Below are 16,397 nucleotides of genomic sequence, written 5' to 3' on the forward strand. Positions count from 1 at the left end.
TATATATTAGAATGAGAGGAGGTCTACCTTGAAATATTTCTCCTACATCCTGATGATGTGTCTTGTCCTACTCGGTTGTTCCGATTCATCATTGGAAAGCAACGATACAGCAGACCGGATTCAAAGAGAGGGACAGACGATGACGGCAACCAGACAATTGGGTGATTATGAACTCCGATTAAGTGTCCAACAATCTGGTGATCACGACTTCACTTTTCAACCGGGAATAAGGTATAGAGGACAAGATGTCAACCACGAGATTTTCCATTCGAAACAGCTTTTTGATATCGATCTGCAAATGGATGGCAAGACGCTTCTCCCGCCGAGGTCGAGTACCAGTGAAGAATTGGTAACGAAATTAACGAAAGATAGCTGGTATTCAGAAAAAGTTGAAATAACCCTTACACCGGAGCAGGTTCAATATATATCGAATAGTGAGGCCGATCTTATTCTTAATGCTGGATTTCGATCCGAACAATCCGGCTACAATGATGAGAAAAAGATGATGATAAGAGCAGAAGAAATACTGTCTGTTAAATGATACCGGGAAGTATAGAACTAGAACCTACCCACCTACCCTGGTAACAACAAAAAACCAAGGCTTTGAGTGTAGTCACTCATGAACCTTGGTTTTTACTGTGTCGTATTCTTGTTATCTATATCCTATTAATTCTATTCTGCACGTACTTTAAAGAATGAGATCAGTTCTTGCAGTTGTTCGGATACAACCGAGAGCTCATCGGAGGCACTCACAATGGCTGCCATGGAGGCTTCCTGCTCATCAATTGACTGCTCAATTTGTTTACTGCTGCTTGCTGCCTTGCTGACATTGGCAGACAGTTCATCGGCCGTGGCAGACATTTCCTGTGTGCTTGCCGAGATTTCTTCAGTAGAACTTGAGATATCCTGAATCTGGTTTGCAACTTTATTCGTAGCAGTCAGAATATTCTCGAAGAATACACCAGTCTCTTGGGTAACTTCCAAGCCTTTGGTAACTTCCTTGGAACCCAACTGCATCGCTTCGGAAGACTGCATGATGTCCCGTTGAATTTCTTCAATTAACTGTCGAATTTGCTTCGCTGATTCCTGAGATTGCTCTGCCAAATTACGTACCTCACCTGCAACCACGGCAAAACCTCTTCCTTCTTCACCTGCGCGGGCTGCCTCGATTGAAGCGTTAAGTGCAAGCAAGTTGGTTTGTCCAGCAATCTCCGTAATCACGTTAACAATGTTGCTAATCTGGTTCGAGTTATTCTCCAAAGACTGAATCGAGTTTGACGTATTTTGCACTGCACCGGAGATCAGGCGCATCTGCTCAATGACTTGTTGCATCACCACATTACCTGTGCTGGAGCGCTGCTCCATGCTGAGTGCTTCATCTGCCACATCGGCTGAGCTGCTGGCGATCGTCTGCACTACCGTTGACATCTCTGTCATGGCGCGTGCGTTCTCCACAGTGGCTTTGTCTTGTGACACCAGTCCAGTAGATATTTCTCGAATATTGGTGCTGATGGATTGAATGTTCACATTATTTTTCTCGGAAATGCCCAGTAGTTGTTTGGAAGATTCCGAGAGGTGATGTGAAGCATTCTGTACTTTATAGATGGTTGTATTGAAGCGATGGATCATCGCATTAAACTTCTCGTTGATGATACCCAGATCATCTCGCCCGGTATCGATGGTTACGTCCAGATTACCCGTGCTGACTTCTTCGATCCCTTTCATCAGATTGCGGATCGGAAGCAACGTTCTTTTCAGCAAAATGAATTGCAACACCATGAACAGGATCAGGAAACCGATCAGGAACATCAAACCGTACGTAAGCAGTTTATTCAGGCCTTTTGGAACGGCACTTGCATCTACATCGAAGTAAAGAGCAGCATACATGGAGCCGTCTGCGTTATTAATCGGATAGATCAGAGTGGTCCAGGTTCCGTACTCATCCGTGTAGAAATCACTGAAGGCAGGCTTTCCGTCCTTTTTCATCTGTTCCAGCACTACGACGTTATTCTGAGGCAACGGGTACATGGCACCTGCGGGCAGGTTACCTTCCTCGAATGGTTCCAACAGGTTCGTTGGAATCGCGATGATGGACGTTCCGTTTCCTTGCTCAAGTTCTGAACCAAAAATGTACGCTTGCGCGATGTTTGGATAGAATTCATGGATGGAATCGAGATAAGCTTTCATTTCCAGCTGTACAGGACCGGAGTAGCTTTTTTCCTTAGCCGCTTCTGCCACTTTGGCAGTGTCGAGATCATCGTACCATTTCTGGGTAATGACGGTAGCCTGGTCGTGCAACTGTTCAACCAAGATATTTTTTTGCAATTGATACGCGGCAGTAATCAGGATTACACCGATCAACATGATGCTGCCGAATGAAATCACCAAATTTTTGATAAAGAAAGGCATGGTACTCCAGCGAAGCTTATTAAACAAGATGGTTCACTCCTTCTACGATTGTGACGAAGGACTTACCCTGGGTGTTGTACACGCTATGTAATTGTTGACTTAAAAACTGTGAAATCGTCCCTTAATATCCTGTCTGATCAAATTCTCTTTTGTTTCTAAAAGCTTTTCGTAATGGGTTTTGCTATTCACGTATATGAACTCCAGGTAAGTTCTACTCTTCAGATATATCGTTATATAGGCATATTAATATTAGATATTTGCAACAAAATAGGACTTATGAACCGGTTCCAAGGTTATAATTGCGCTTTTTTTCATTATATTTCTTGTATATCCATGAAAATTTCATAGTGATACATATCATTTTTGATCGCGTTTAAGATTCACTAAAGGTTCGTCCCCTACCATGGTTACATAAGCCTCAGTTGCTTAACAGAGAAACCAAGAAGGAGGATTCATCATTTGAATATTTTATTACGCAAAGCTGCAGTAATGGCATTGTCCGTGACGATGGTAACGACATCTTTTGGTCTGATTGCAAGTCCGAATGCGGCATTTGCAGCAGAGAGTACAGCGACAACCACGAGTGCAGGTGTGACGCAAGCTTATGAATCGTTGTTCCAGACGGATAACGTTATTGATGTGAATGTAACGATTGATGATGCAGACTGGAAGAGCATGCTCGAAAGTCCGCTGGATAAGGATTATAAGAATGTTAGTGTGGAAGTGGACGGCAACAAGCTGGACAATGTCGGTTTCTCCACCAAGGGCAATCTGACCCTTAAAGCTGTAGCCTCAATGGAAGATTCGGACCGTTACAGCTTCAGACTGAAGTTTGATAAATACGACAAAACACAAACCCTACTTGGACTGGACAAAATGGTACTGAACAATAACTACGCCGATCCATCGTATATGCGTGAGGTACTTCACTACGAAGCACTGCGGAGCATTGGCATGGATGTACCGATGACGAACTATGTTAATCTGTACGTTAACGGCGAGCTTGTTGGTTTCTATACTGGCGTTGAAGCGGTGGATGATAGCTATCTGGAGCGCAACTACGGTGAGGATTACGAAGAAGGTGTCCTCTATGATACGGATGAGAAGACTTATCTTCAATATGAAGAGGACAGTGACTACAGTACAATCACCAAAGATTTGGGTACGGATAAGGACAAAGCCAAACTCAAAACCTTCATCCAAACGCTTAACGAGATGCCAGAAGGTGAAAAAGGTGATATTGAAAGTGTACTGGACGTGGATTCAGCGCTTCAATATATTGCAGGCAACATGGTTTTTGGCAACTATGACAGCTATAACGGCGACAAAGGACACAACTACATGCTTTACAGTGATGCCGCGGGCAAGTTCACCGTTGTTCCTTGGGACTTCAACATGTCCTTCAACGGGTACTCGGGTGGAGGTGGACGTGGCACAACAACCGGATCAACCACGACCAACACCAACGCAACGAACGTATCTGTGGACGAGCCGGTACTGGGCATTAACATGGAAAATGTACCGATGATTAACAACCTGCTTGCTGTGCCAGAGTATAAGGAAAAATATTTGAGCTACGTCAATGAACTGACGGACTACATGGAAGGCATTCAGGATCGTATCACTGGCCTTGCCGATGAGATTCGTCCTTATGTGGAAGCAGATCCCACGAAATTTTATACGACAGAACAGTTCGAATCCAACATCGCTTATTCTGCAAATGCAGACGCAGCAGGTGGTATGGGCGGTACGCCACCAGAAGGATTTGAAGGCATGACACCACCCGAAGGTATGGAAGGCATGACGCCGCCTGAAGGTTTTGAAGGAATGACTCCTCCAGATGGAACAACACCTCCGACTCAGCCGGGTGCTGCAACTGGAAACGGTACAACAGATGCAACAACGGGTACAGACAATACCCAGACACGCCCTAGTGGTAACTTTGGCGGTGGGGGCGGAGGCATGGGCTCCATGGCAGCCGGGTCACTGACGACATTTGCACTGAACCGTCTTGTGAATCTGCAAGAGCAACTTGGACGTGAAGTAACGCCTTTGCCTGAGACTTCGGAAGAGACAGGTTCGAACACCTCATCTGGAACAACCGACAAAACCATTACCGTAACTCTCGATGGTAAATTGATCACATTCCCGGATCAGGACCCGCTGCAGCAAAGTGGCCGAGTGATGGTACCTGTGAACGCAATTCTCGAAGCACTAGGTGCAGAAGTGACTTGGGACAAAACGGCGAAGTCGGTAACAGCTGTTCTGAATGACCAGACCCTTGTGCTCAAGATCGGGAGCAGCACCGCAACCGTAAATGGAGAGACACTTGAAATTGATGCACCAGCGATCATTCAAAACAGTCGCACACTTGTGCCTGTACGCTTCATCTCAGAAGGACTGGGACTTACCGTGGACTGGGATCAAACCGCTGCACAAGTAAGCCTTACATCCAAATAAGAAATATCTCCTGCAGATCAACGTTGTTGTATGGAGAATAAGAAAAGGGATTCGATGGTCAGATCGAACCCCTTTTTGTTCTGCTTTTCAGGTTAGACGGAGCGAACATCCAGCAAAATCCGGCCTCGTCCATGTCTGGCCTCACTTTTGGCATGCGCTTGATTCGCTTCACTTAAAGGGAAGATGGAATCAATCTCTGAGCGGAGGGAACCGTTAGCGATTAGCTGAGCGATTGTGTACAGATCCTCTGATGTCGGGAATTTGGAATTAAACTTGGCTGTAACACCATACTGCGCTGCTTTTTCGGCAGAAGGCAGTTGAGTTAATGATACCAGTTTGCCCCCAGGTTTCAGAACACCCCATGAGCGATCTTCGATCTCTCCACCAACAGCTTCAACAACCAGATCTACATTGCTTACCAGCTCTTCAAACAAGGCTGTCTTGTAATCAATCACTTGATCGGCACCCAATGAAGTAACAAAATCAACATTTGCAGCAGACGCGGTAGCAATAACATGAGCGCCTTTCCATTTTGCCAGCTGCACTGCGAATTGTCCGACACCTCCCGCAGCAGCGTGGATCAGAACGGTTTGCCCGGCTTCCAACTCACCTTCGGTGAACAGTGCTTTCCATGCTGCTTCAGCTCCGCCTTTAATGGTCGCAGCATCCTCAAAACTCAGGTCGTCTGGCATATGCACCAAATCCGTAGTAGGAGCCATACCATACTCGGCATAACTACCCTTCACATTACCAAAAACACGATCTCCCGGCTTGAAGGTATCGACGCCTTCTCCCACGGATTCAACGATGCCTGACATGGCCGTTCCGGGTGTATAAGGCAGCTCTTTGACAAACACGTTTTGCAACCAGCCGTTACGAATCTTCCAGTCCAGTGGAATGGCTCCAGCATACTGAATGCGTACCAGAACTTCGCCGGCAGCTGGCTGGGGCTTATGGACTTCCTGTTCGAACTGTAATGTATCGGGTCCTCCGTATTGATGAATCTGAATAGCTTTCATTTTAGATGTATGCATTGTGCACACGCTCCATTCGTTAAGCAAATTTAGGATAGGGATGAATCAATCTGTGCAGTAATTTTCTGTGAAAGAGATAACAGTAAGTTCTTTTCTTCCTCGGAGAGGCCAGCTGTGGTGATCTGCTCCACTTGGCGCCAGGCGTTATTCACTTGATCCTCCAGTGCGCGTCCGGCTTCTGTTAGGGATACAATGGTCACCCGTCCATCTGTTTTGGAACGACTCCGAGTAACGAGACCGGCATCTTCCAGACGGCGAACAGACTTGGCTACGGTTGAGTGATCCAGGCGAAGGGTGCGACCCAATGAGTTTTGGGATTGATGGTCTTGTGCATATAACTGCATCAGCATAATCTCTTGACCGGGAAAAAGCCCGGTATCCCGAATCAACTGCGCAGCAAGACCCTTGTGAGAGCGTGCCAGAGCAAAAATGCTAAAGCTGATGGGATACTGCGCTACTGCACTGAATTCCTCATTATTTAATTCCTGGAGATTATCAGGCTTTTTGAAATCATCTTTGGCTGTCATCATGTACCTCAACTTTCTTAATTGTGTTGTCGGCAACATAAATATAACACTTGAATATGTGGTTGGCAACATAAATTGAACTAAACACTTCTACATGAAACGTAGAGGACAGAAAGAACCTGAAGAAGCGGAACGTTCGCCTAAAAGCTTTCTGAGCAAGCTGCATCGGAAGCATATGTTATCCCCGGATCTACCCCTTTATAAAAGGAATCGAAAAATCTGGGGATAACAGCGATCGGAAGGTTGTTCTGTCATCGGAGTATCCAGGTATATATTCTTTAGTTCAACTTATACAGCTCCTCTAAATTTCCAGACAGCAGAACATTCTTACATGATTACGGATAATGCGTAAAATATTAGATTTTTAATTTCGATTACTGTGATAAAAGTCACTGAAATATTATAAAAATTGTGAATTCTCCTACCGATAAGACTATAGTGATATTCGAAACGGAATCGAAATTGGCTTGAATATCCCCACAATTACATAGGGAAAAGGGTGGCTCACACACATGCGAAGCATGAGCATCGGTACCAAAATCAGTTTGATCGTTATCAGTATATTTATCGTCTTCTCTTCAGCCGTGGCGGTAAGTGTAATCCTGGAGATGAAGCAGGGGATCACGACATTTGCTACAGAGAAGGCAAAGCGAGATTTGAAGATGGCGAATAGTATCATTACATATAAGCATCCAGGAGATTGGACCATTAAGGACGGACAATTATTCAAGGGAGATACCGCGCTGGAAGGCAATTTCGAACTGGTGGATGAGATTGGAGAAGCTTCTGGGGACACAGTGACGATCTTCCGAGGTGACGAACGTGTTGCAACAAATGTCATGGTGGACGGAAAGCGTGCTGTCGGCACGAAGGTATCGGACGAGGTCGCCCAGACCGTTTTGCAGCAAGGGGAAAAATACTTCGGTGAAGCCGTGGTTGTGGGTCAGAAATATCAGACGGCCTATGAACCAATCAAGAACGCATCCGGAGAGATTATCGGAATTTTCTATGTTGGCGCTTCTCAATCGTTAATTGATGTGATTATCTCCTCGTTCCTTAAGACATTCCTGATCGTATTCCTGCTTGCAATGTTAGTCGCAATTACCCTGATCCTGCTGTACGTTCGCAGGGTGAGAGTAAGAATCGAACGGGTATCCGTAGCGATTAAACGTGCGGGTACGGGCGATTTCACACAGCCAGTTGTGGACAACGTCCAAGACGAGATTGGCATGCTGGGCATGGGATACAATGAGATGAGAAGTAATCTCCAGGTCATCATTCAAGGAGGACTTTAAGCTGCGGAGAAAGCAGAGCAATCGACTGGGCTGCTACTGAAGATTGCGGACCAAACGTCCAAAGAATCGGCGCAGATTGCATCCTCCGTTGAACAAGTCGCACAAGGAGCCGAGAGTCAGACAATTAGTACAGAAGAAAATCTGCAGGCCATGGAAGAAGTGGCGATAGCCGTACAACACATGGCGGACAAGGCCTCCAGCATCTCGGATTCTGCTTTGTATTCACGCAAACAGGCTGAAACAGGAGGTGAAGCGGTGCAACTTACCGTTCAGCAGATGTCTACAATTGAATCTTCCGTTACCACAACGGATGAAGTTATTCGTATGCTGGAAGGGAAGTCGGCACAGATTAGCCAGATGGTTTCCGCCATTCATGAGATTGCAAATCAAACGAATCTGCTTGCCCTCAATGCATCCATTGAAGCAGCAAGAGCAGGGGAGCATGGCAGAGGATTTGCCGTCGTATCTACCGAGGTTCGTAAACTGGCTGAACAAGCCGGAGACTCTTCAGATCGTATTGAAGAACTGGTCGAAGCCATGGAACAAGATATGCAGCAATCGCTATCGGCCATGTCGAGAGTGAAGGACGAAGTACAGGAAGGACTGCGCTTGACCCGGGAAACGGAGCAAAACTTCAGCCTGATCCGGGATACAAACCTACGTATTGCTACAGAGATTGAGGACATGGCTGCGACAAGTGAAGAGATGTCCGCAGGCGTGGAACAGATCGTGGCTTCTGTGCATGAGATCGCTCGCCATGCGCAGACGGCCAGTACCAATTCACAACAGGCTGCCGATTCTGTCCATGAACAGCTCAAGTCGGTAGAGCAGATCAAGGCATCTGCGGCTATTTTGTCTGATGTGTCGACAGAGCTGCAGACCTCACTTAGTCCGTTTAAGATTTAATATCTGTTACAATAGGGAAAAGGAGGGACTTCATATGGCCCCTGATAAAACAAAACTTTTCCCGAATGAGAATATCCGTACGGTATGTTACATTCAAAACCTGCCGCCGCGTTCCAACGTGGACATCGGTGATTATACGTATTATAGTGATAACACAAATCCGCCAGAGCAATTCTATGACCGGATACAGCATCATTATGACTTTATTGGTGATCGCCTAGTCATTGGAAATTTCTGTGCAATTGCGGAAGGTGTGACATTCATTATGAATGGCGCGAATCATCGGATGGAGGGTATGACCACGTATCCGTTCAACATTTTTGGTGGAGGATGGGAGCGTGTGACACCTACACTGGAACAACTTCCATATAAGGGTGACACGGTACTGGGGAACGATGTATGGCTTGGACAAAATGTGACGATCATGCCTGGTATCACGATTGGAGACGGGGCAATCGTTGCCTCCAATTCAACCGTTGTTAAGGACATTGAACCCTATACGATTGTTGGTGGCAATCCAGCCAAGACTGTTAAAAAGCGTTTTGACGAAGAGACGATTGCACTGCTGCTGGAATTGAAGTGGTGGGATCAGGATGAGGAATGGCTGGATACGCATTTGGAACGTCTTGTCTCCACATATGGGCTACAGATCTTGCGCGAACTTCTGAACAGCAAATAGGATGGTTGTGCATAAAAGACAAAAAAAGCTGGTTCCTGACAGAGCCGGCTTCCAAGCAAATCAGGCCCTGGACCGTTTTGAGCGGATCAGGGCCTCTTGTTGTCCAAGATGAAATGTTAATTTAACGGGTGGGTGGTCGTAGGGTACAATCAGACTTTGTTGATGGGGGCTTCAAATGAGTGTGATTTTCTGTATGATCCGAGTTTGTCTGTTTGCCTGAATAAAAGTTAATGATATCATCAACGGTAGTAAACACGACATTTAAATCCATATTATCATTGTGTGTTTGAATAAAAACCTCTTTTCAATAAGTTGTTGCGTTGTTTAATTTAAAGCTTCTTTCATGCTTAAGCCTGCTGTGAATACAGGAACTTTACCTGCAGGTAGTTGAATTTCTTTGCCTGTTTTCCGGCTTCTTCCCGTTCTTGCCTCACGCTTCTGCACTTCAAATTTCCCGAATCCGACCAGTTGAACTTCTTTGCCTTCTTTGAGAGCTTCGAGAATCGAATCCAATACAACGGTTACAGCTTTTTCAGCATTCTTCTTGGAAAAACCGCCAGCCTTGGCTACTTCTGTGATCAATTGTTCTTTATCCATGGGGAATACCTCGCTTTCATTCTTGGGATGTGGAAACTTTGCTGTGACACATATGTGTAAATAAAAAGCTGCCTTATTAATAAGGCAGCTTTCATATAATTAAAGTTTAGTAACGTTCTCAGCTTGTGGTCCACGGTTACCTTGAGTTACTTCAAATTGAACGCGTTGACCTTCGTCCAAAGATTTGTAACCTTCACCTTGAATTGCACTGAAATGAACGAATACATCTGTTCCTTCTTCAGTTTCGATAAAGCCGAATCCTTTATCCGCGTTGAACCATTTCACTGTACCTGTTTGCATGTGATTCCTCCAAAAAATAAGTTTTTAGCCGATCATTATGACGAGTATAATTTAAAATTGACACTCACCTGGTGCATTTAAACCACGAACTTGATGTCCGCTAATGTATCGATTAATATGATAATACCATGTCCGCTAATATAAGTCAAGATTTGGAGGTATTTTCTAATGAATCAGTCATCAGGGGTTTCGGTGCAGCGGGAACCGACAGTAGAGGAATTCATACATATGCTTGCTAAAGAGGGGGAATTGCATCCCAAAACCGTGAAGGAATATGCAAGTGATCTGAAGCACTTTATCGAATGGTACAAGGAAAGCACCATGCTCAGCGAAGAGTTCTCACTGCGAATTGAAGATGTGGATACATCCACTTTAGTCAGTTATCGTGAAGATGCTCACCAAGTTATGTTATTGAAACCAGCCACCATTAACCGGAGATTGATTACGCTGAAGCGTTTTTTCAAATGGGCTGTCTTGGAATCCAGGCTCAGTCATGATCCTTCCAAACCATTAAAATTCATCCCGGAAGACAAAGTAAGTCCACGCCGAATGACATTGGAAGAAGAGCAGGCATTCCTCGCGGCAGTGGAGTATGGTAATTCCCTTCGTGATCAGACCATCCTCACCCTTATGTTTCACACAGGCTTGCGAACGATGGAGGTATGCAACCTCAAGCCTCATGATATCGAACTTGGTAGACGAAGCGGTCACCTGACAGTGAGCGCCGATAAACGCAACGTGCAACGTAAGATCCCTTTGAATATGCAGTGTGTTGTCATGTTGAATCAGTACTTATCTGATCTTGCTACCGATCGTGCGTACCTTTTTCCTTCAGAGAAGACAAATGATCGTTTAACGGAGAGAGCACTGCGCCACCTGATTAAAAAAGTAATGATAACAGCAGGGCTGGAAGGACTGAGTTCACACGACCTGCGTCATCGTTTTGGCTACGCCATGGCTGAGCATACGCCACTGCACCGTTTGGCCGAGATAATGGGACACACCAACCCAGATACAACAATGATTTATTTTAAAGCATTAAGTACGAATCATCGTAAAGAACAAGAATGAAGACTGAATTATAGTCAGAATCAAAACACCTCTTATTAGAAGTACTTCGAAATTTTCCGTGTTTGTATTACTTTAACCTACCTTTAGCATTCATATACGATCCTTCACATTTCACTTAGGCACTGCCCGACAGGGTTGCCTTACCTCTATTGAAGAAAGCGATTACATATCCCTGATAATATTGTATATTATGATGGCAACCTTGGAACAGATCAACATGAGCCTTTGCATTTTGCTTCAATTCGGTGAGCAATAAGAAATCAATGATTCACAATGCTACATATATATTCGTTGATAGGGCTAAGGCCGTCATTAAAAGGGAGGAATCCAAACGTGTACCGGGTACTGCTGGTGGATGATGAAGAAGATGTGCGTGAAGGACTTGTTGTAGAGGTCGATTGGGAAGCGCTCGATCTGCGGATTGTCGGTTTGGCTGAGAATGGGCGGGAAGCATTGGAGATGGCGGAGAGGGTAGAGCCGGACATTGTGGTGACGGATATCAGCATGCCATTCATGAATGGTCTGGAACTCGCTCAAAGATTGAGGAAACGTAATCCACTCGTGAAGGTGGTCATTTTGACTGGATATGATGAATTTGATTATGCGAGGCAAGCCATCTCGTTAAGTGTGGATGAATATCTGCTGAAGCCGTTCTCGGCAGGGCATCTCACCGAACTGCTCACAAGATTGCGCGCCCAGATGGCGTCTGAAGTGGCTGAGCGTGAAGATGTACAGCAGCTGCGTGAGCACTATCATACCAGTTTGCCTTTATTACAGGCAGATCTGATGGCGACCTTGCTCCATCGACAGAAATCCTCAACATATATTCATAGTAAAGCCAAACAATGCGGATTGGATCTGACAGGGGAACGCTATGGGGTGTCTGTATTGACACTGCATATGGATGGAGATGTGCAGAAGGAGAAACCTGAGGGAGGATTCAGCGAGCCCCCACAGCGACATAACAAAACAACATCCGAGGTAGCGGACCAGTCTGAGATATTCGTTCCCGGAGGTTCCTTGCGTCAATCTGAGGATGCTGAACTGAAACGCTTTGCGGCACTTAACATTGCGGCAGAAGTTTGGGCGGAGCATGGGGCTGGTCATGCCTTTATGCATCAGGAGACGATTGTTCTGCTCTATGTGGATCGTACGGGCGGTACAGATGGAGCGAAGCGGCAACAGAAGGCATTGGAAAATGTGATGCGCAGCATCAACCACTATTTACGTATCCCGGCTACGGTGGGCTCTGGTCAGATTGTGGATACACTCGCGGATGTGAATCATGCCTATGAAGATGCCCTGCTGGCATTGGATTATCGACTTGTGCCCGGGACGGATTCAATTATATACATCGCGGACGTGGAGCGACAGACAGCGGGCAAACTGCGGTTCGACGAGTTGAAGCAGCAGACGCTGACACGTTGCCTTAAGGCGGGTACACAAGCGGAGCTGGAGGAAGCACTTGCGATCATTTTCCGGGAAATTACAGTGGAACACGGGCGAAGTGATATTCAGCTCTATTTAATTGAAGTATTAACAACAGTGTGGAAGGCAGCACAGGCATCAGGGGAAGCGATGGAGGACATCTTTGGTACAGGGTTCCAGTTGTATGCGGATTTGTTCCGACTGCCGGGACTCACTGAGGCACAGAAGAAGGTACAGGAGGTCTGTCTACTCGTGCAACATCGCATTGCGAGCGGACGGCAGCATGTATACAAGGATATTGTCGAGCAGGCGTTGGTCTTCACGAAAGAGCATTATGCCGACCCGGACCTATCTATTCAGAAGGTGTGCGGACATTTGCATATCAGCTCCGGTTATTTTTGTGGCATTTTCAAAAAAGAAGTACAACTTACCTTCCTGCAGTACCTGATGCAGATCCGAATGGAGGCAGCGCGTGAGCTGCTTCGCTCGACCGAGCTGAAGTCGTTTGAGATTGCGGAGCAGGTTGGCTTTGCCGAACCCAATTACTTCAGTTTTTGTTTCAAAAAACATATTGGCATCTCGCCCAAAGAATATCGTAAACAGGCTTCCCAGGCGGCAAGTGAAGGTTCGATCCGATGAATTTCTTGTCCAGATGGGTGAAGTCCATGGGACCTCAATTACGCTCTCGTCTGCGTTCGTCCAGAGTCAGCAGTATCCGGTTTATTATTACGTGGTCCTTTTCCGTCTTCATCGTCTTGGTGCTAACTATCATGGCGATGCTTCTGCATGACAAGTTCACGCAGGCTGCCGAGCGAAGTGCGGAACTCACGACGAGACAGATTGTGGATCAGGTCAGTTATAACCTGGAGGATTACGTCCGTAGTATGTCTCATCTGTACCGTGCCATTGAGGAACACATGCTGCGTGACGGGACATGGGAAGGGGAACTGGTGGACAAACAGCTTGACACACTGCTCAGCAGTCGTGAAGATATCATCTCGATTACTCTGCTTGATTCCACGGGGAAATTGCTCAAGAACCGACCTACAGCCGAATTAAAAACCAGCGCCCATGTGACACAGCAAGGGTGGTTTCAGTCTGCGCTTCGTGTGCCGGATCACCTGAGTTTCTCGTTACCTCATATTCAGAACATGTACACAGGCCCATATAAATGGGTCGTTTCCATGAGCAAAGGCATAACGATACGGCAAAATGGTCAGGATCGGCAGGTTATCCTGCTGGTCGATATCAATTTCAAACAGATGGATGAACTGAGCCGTCGGGTCAGTCTGGGGCAACGAGGATACGTGTATATCATCGATGAGAGTGCGGGCAATATCGTGTACCATCCGCAGCAACAATTGATGTATATGGGACTCAAAAGCGAGAATATCGAACAGGCTTTGGTGGCTTCCGGCAGTTACGAAGATGAAGCAGATGGGCAGAAAAGGCTGAATACCGTAAAGTCCGTTGCCAATATCGGGTGGAAAATCGTCGGTGTTGCTTATTTGGATGAGATTATGACAACGCGTCAGGAAGTGAACGGATATCTCATTCGTGTATTGGTCGTTGTACTGGTACTGGTCATTCTTGTCTCGCTGTTCTTATCCTCCAGTCTGACTCGCCCGATTCGGCGAATGGAACGTAAAATGAAGGCCGTAGAGCGCGGGGATTTCAACGTGGAGTTGCCGATTGAAGGGCCGCTGGAGGTGGAACGTCTATCTCGTCGCTTTAATCTGATGGTCAATAAAATTCGCACCCTGATGGATGAGATCATCCATGAGCAGGAACAGAAGCGGCGTCTGGAGCTGGAAGCCTTGCAGGCCCAGATCAATCCACATTTTTTATATAATACTCTGAATTCAGTAGTGCGCATGGTAGGCATGAGTCGCAATGAAGAAGTGATTACGATGATCACGTCTCTCTCTCGCCTATTCCGCATCAGTCTTAGTCAAGGCAAAACGATTATCACGATCAGGGAAGAGCTGGAGCATGCGCAGCATTATTTGACGATTCAGCAGATGAGGTTCAAGCGCAAATTCAACTTTACGATTAAGGTAGATGATACGCTTCTGGATTGCCTGACATTAAAGCTGGTGCTCCAGCCTCTGATTGAGAACGCCATTGTTCATGGCATCGAGTACCACATGGACGAAGGAAGTATTGAGGTCGATGTTTATCGTGAGGACAACAAGCTGGTGTTTCGCATTACAGATAATGGGGTCGGCATGACGGAAGAACAGATGTCGGGATTATTAAGTGGTCGTCCTGTGGTCAAAAGTGGTGCAGGCTCCGGCGTAGCGGTGCGCAATGTGCATGACCGAATCCGGCTCTATTATGGGGAGGGCTTCGGACTTGAATTTGCAAGTGAGTTGGAAGAAGGCACCACGGTCTGGGTTCGGATTCCCATTCAATGGCAGCAGAAGGAGGGCGAGCCTGATGACAGACAATAAGGAGAATAGGAACGATATCCACAGCCACAGAGTTGTAGGGTCATACATTCGTACGTTTTGGAAAAAGGTTGCTGCGAGCTTCCCTGGAATCCGGAAACGTCGGTTAGTAACCCTGACAGTTGCAAGCTGCTGTCTGCTCATATGCAGCGCCTGTGGCTTATCGAGTCCCGATGCTACGGCAGTACCGCCACGTATTGCGCTCATTACGCCAGCTGGGACAGGGGAACTTGCGGAAGCTATCCGGCTTGGCGCCGAAGCGGCTGCCAAAGAGAACGGAGCCGAACTGATTACTGTGGAAGCATACCCTTCCGATGGTGATGTGTACACGCCTGCCATTCTGGACTCTGCTGGAAGTCATATGCAGGTTAAGCAGGCCAATGCAGGCCGTGGAACGTTGTCTCGCAGTGCGCGAGAGCAGGCTCAAGTGGAGGCCGCCGCATCGGCTCTGAAGCAGGGGGCATCAGCTCTATTGGTTGATCCCCTAAGTGAGAAGGCCCTTAGTGACATCATTCAGGAGGCACAGACAACAAATTCCGATGGAACCATTGTTCCTGTCATTGTGCTTAACGATGAATTTCCCGTGAAAGGCATCACCAGTTTCATCTCGATGGATAATGTTGAGGCGGGAAGACAGGCCGGCCAGGCTATGGCGGAGCTTCTGGAAGGGAAAGGGCATGTGGCTTTATTAGGCCCCGATCCTCTTAATTCTGGTCTTATTCAGAGAGAGCAGGGAGTTATGGAAGCCTTGGGACAGTATCCTAATATTCAAGTGGAACCCAAATCGATATGTAATACACGGGATGGATGTTGGCAGACTGCGAAGCAATTGCTGGACCAGCAGGAGGTGGATGGCTTCATTACTCTTCAGGAACTTGCTTCTCTGGGAGCAGCCGATGAACTGAATCGACGCAAATCTGCGGAAAAGGTAAGGATTGTTGGATTTGGAAGTGAACAACAGCAACTGGAGCAATTGCAAGAAGGGGTCTTTGATCATCTCATTGTCCAGAATGGATACAGTGCAGGTTATCTGGGATTGAATCAAGCCGTTGCGCGGCTGAACAATCAACAGGTGCAAGCGAGAGTGTTACTTGAGACCAAGCTGGTTAGTACAGACAATATGTTCTGGATGGATAACCAGAAGCTGTTGTTTCCTTTTGTACAATGAACCAATGCTGGAACGAGTGCCGGAACGAATACTGAATGAAGAAATTAAGGTGTTTGTTAACTTGAGGAAGATT

Annotated in this window: 14 protein-coding genes; 9 read left to right on the forward strand and 5 right to left on the reverse strand. The window is 46.5% G+C overall.

Annotated features, from left to right (window positions below; translation table 11 throughout):
• Positions 1-28 precede the first annotated feature (28 nt).
• On the forward strand, positions 29-541 hold the full coding sequence (locus MHI48_RS05600) for a hypothetical protein (protein ID WP_076253360.1): 513 nt from the start codon (positions 29-31) through the stop codon (positions 539-541).
• Between the two features lie 131 nt (positions 542-672).
• Here the strand turns inward: MHI48_RS05600 and MHI48_RS05605 are convergent, their stop codons facing one another.
• Entirely contained in the window at positions 673-2,409 is a 1,737-nt protein-coding gene (locus MHI48_RS05605) for a methyl-accepting chemotaxis protein (RefSeq protein ID WP_076329480.1), read from the reverse strand.
• Positions 2,410-2,868: 459 nt separating this feature from the next.
• Here MHI48_RS05605 and MHI48_RS05610 point away from each other — a divergent pair, with 459 nt between their 5' ends.
• Complete coding sequence (locus tag MHI48_RS05610; protein ID WP_076329429.1) at positions 2,869-4,869, forward strand: CotH kinase family protein; 2,001 nt, start codon at positions 2,869-2,871, stop codon at positions 4,867-4,869.
• A gap of 92 nt (positions 4,870-4,961) precedes the next feature.
• Here the strand turns inward: MHI48_RS05610 and MHI48_RS05615 are convergent, their stop codons facing one another.
• Entirely contained in the window at positions 4,962-5,903 is a 942-nt protein-coding gene (locus MHI48_RS05615) for an NADP-dependent oxidoreductase (RefSeq protein WP_083677545.1), read from the reverse strand.
• A gap of 29 nt (positions 5,904-5,932) precedes the next feature.
• The gene (locus MHI48_RS05620; RefSeq protein WP_245838452.1) at positions 5,933-6,433 is read right to left on the reverse strand and encodes a MarR family winged helix-turn-helix transcriptional regulator; all 501 of its coding nucleotides are present in this window, start codon (positions 6,431-6,433) and stop codon (positions 5,933-5,935) included.
• Between the two features lie 509 nt (positions 6,434-6,942).
• Here MHI48_RS05620 and MHI48_RS05625 point away from each other — a divergent pair.
• From MHI48_RS05625 to MHI48_RS05635, 3 genes are all read left to right on the forward strand, one after another.
• Entirely contained in the window at positions 6,943-7,725 is a 783-nt protein-coding gene (locus tag MHI48_RS05625) for a cache domain-containing protein (protein ID WP_083677546.1), read from the forward strand.
• A 150-nt stretch (positions 7,726-7,875) separates the two neighbouring features.
• Positions 7,876-8,631 carry a methyl-accepting chemotaxis protein gene (locus MHI48_RS05630; RefSeq protein WP_083677547.1) on the forward strand — a complete coding sequence of 252 codons (756 nt, stop codon included), beginning with the start codon at positions 7,876-7,878 and terminating at the stop codon, positions 8,629-8,631.
• 34 nt (positions 8,632-8,665) lie between these two features.
• Positions 8,666-9,310, forward strand: a complete 645-nt coding sequence (locus MHI48_RS05635; protein ID WP_405143351.1) for a Vat family streptogramin A O-acetyltransferase — start codon at positions 8,666-8,668, stop codon at positions 9,308-9,310.
• A 324-nt stretch (positions 9,311-9,634) separates the two neighbouring features.
• Here MHI48_RS05635 and MHI48_RS05640 read toward each other — a convergent pair whose 3' ends face one another.
• Entirely contained in the window at positions 9,635-9,907 is a 273-nt protein-coding gene (locus MHI48_RS05640; RefSeq protein WP_036606368.1) for an HU family DNA-binding protein, read from the reverse strand.
• Positions 9,908-10,006: 99 nt separating this feature from the next.
• The gene (locus tag MHI48_RS05645) at positions 10,007-10,207 is read right to left on the reverse strand and encodes a cold-shock protein (RefSeq protein ID WP_017690333.1); all 201 of its coding nucleotides are present in this window, start codon (positions 10,205-10,207) and stop codon (positions 10,007-10,009) included.
• A 168-nt stretch (positions 10,208-10,375) separates the two neighbouring features.
• On the opposite strand from MHI48_RS05645, the gene MHI48_RS05650 reads away from it, so the two are divergent.
• From MHI48_RS05650 to MHI48_RS05665, 4 genes are all read left to right on the forward strand, one after another.
• Positions 10,376-11,278 (forward strand): tyrosine-type recombinase/integrase, encoded by a 903-nt coding sequence (locus tag MHI48_RS05650; RefSeq protein WP_405143353.1) that lies wholly within the window; start codon positions 10,376-10,378, stop codon positions 11,276-11,278.
• Between the two features lie 333 nt (positions 11,279-11,611).
• Positions 11,612-13,345: a response regulator gene (locus tag MHI48_RS05655; RefSeq protein WP_405143355.1), complete on the forward strand. Its 1,734-nt coding sequence runs from the start codon at positions 11,612-11,614 to the stop codon at positions 13,343-13,345.
• Positions 13,346-13,371: 26 nt separating this feature from the next.
• Positions 13,372-15,159 carry a sensor histidine kinase gene (locus MHI48_RS05660; RefSeq protein ID WP_076253497.1) on the forward strand — a complete coding sequence of 596 codons (1,788 nt, stop codon included), beginning with the start codon at positions 13,372-13,374 and terminating at the stop codon, positions 15,157-15,159.
• Positions 15,146-16,324, forward strand: a complete 1,179-nt coding sequence (locus tag MHI48_RS05665; protein ID WP_405143357.1) for a substrate-binding domain-containing protein — start codon at positions 15,146-15,148, stop codon at positions 16,322-16,324. The genes MHI48_RS05660 and MHI48_RS05665 overlap by 14 nt, the downstream gene beginning before the upstream one ends.
• Positions 16,325-16,397 lie beyond the last annotated feature (73 nt).

The sequence above is a fragment of the Paenibacillus sp. FSL H7-0942 genome (genome assembly GCF_045040715.1).
Taxonomy (GTDB): Bacteria; Bacillota; Bacilli; order Paenibacillales; family Paenibacillaceae; genus Paenibacillus; species Paenibacillus amylolyticus.

Coding starts and splice junctions, on each gene's coding strand:
- MHI48_RS05660 (WP_076253497.1), top strand. CDS start 13,372: ATGGGACCTCAATTACGCTCTCGTCTGCGTTCGTCCAGAGTCAGCAGT.
- MHI48_RS05620 (WP_245838452.1), bottom strand. CDS start 6,433: ATGATGACAGCCAAAGATGATTTCAAAAAGCCTGATAATCTCCAGGAA.
- MHI48_RS05640 (WP_036606368.1), bottom strand. CDS start 9,907: ATGGATAAAGAACAATTGATCACAGAAGTAGCCAAGGCTGGCGGTTTT.
- MHI48_RS05625 (WP_083677546.1), top strand. CDS start 6,943: ATGCGAAGCATGAGCATCGGTACCAAAATCAGTTTGATCGTTATCAGT.
- MHI48_RS05630 (WP_083677547.1), top strand. CDS start 7,876: ATGGAAGAAGTGGCGATAGCCGTACAACACATGGCGGACAAGGCCTCC.
- MHI48_RS05635 (WP_405143351.1), top strand. CDS start 8,666: ATGGCCCCTGATAAAACAAAACTTTTCCCGAATGAGAATATCCGTACG.
- MHI48_RS05605 (WP_076329480.1), bottom strand. CDS start 2,409: ATGCCTTTCTTTATCAAAAATTTGGTGATTTCATTCGGCAGCATCATG.
- MHI48_RS05615 (WP_083677545.1), bottom strand. CDS start 5,903: ATGCATACATCTAAAATGAAAGCTATTCAGATTCATCAATACGGAGGA.
- MHI48_RS05650 (WP_405143353.1), top strand. CDS start 10,376: ATGAATCAGTCATCAGGGGTTTCGGTGCAGCGGGAACCGACAGTAGAG.
- MHI48_RS05665 (WP_405143357.1), top strand. CDS start 15,146: ATGACAGACAATAAGGAGAATAGGAACGATATCCACAGCCACAGAGTT.
- MHI48_RS05645 (WP_017690333.1), bottom strand. CDS start 10,207: ATGCAAACAGGTACAGTGAAATGGTTCAACGCGGATAAAGGATTCGGC.